Genomic DNA, 433 nt, shown 5'->3' on the forward strand with positions numbered 1-433 from the left:
CCCGAAAAGTTAGGACAAATTAGTTACAGATGAAGATATTACTGTTTGACAATTATGATTCGTTCACTTACAATCTGGCGCACTTGGTTAAAGAGCTGGGTTATAGGGATATAGAGGTGCATCGCAACGACAAAATCGCGTTGGACGAGGTGGAACGATTTGATAAAATCATCCTCTCGCCCGGTCCCGGCATCCCCTCGGAAGCCGGTTTGCTGCTGCCTCTCATCCAACGTTTTGCGCCGACAAAGCCTATTTTGGGTGTGTGCTTGGGGCATCAAGCCATCGCAGAAGCCTTTGGCGGGCAACTCATCAATCTGGAGGATGTCTATCACGGCATTTCCACGCAAATCGGCATCACGGAACCCGACCGCATTTTCAACAATGTACCGGAAATTTTGGAAGTAGGTCGCTACCACTCATGGATTGTTGACCG

General features: G+C 48.7%; 1 protein-coding gene. It reads left to right on the forward strand.

Annotated elements, in window-relative coordinates; all coding sequences use genetic code 11:
- Positions 1 to 29 precede the first annotated feature (29 nt).
- Positions 30 to 433 (forward strand): anthranilate synthase component II (locus ASC50_RS04815; protein ID WP_056928769.1); only part of this gene is annotated, 404 nt, incomplete at its 3' end.

The sequence above is a fragment of the Candidatus Symbiothrix dinenymphae genome (genome assembly GCF_001431085.1).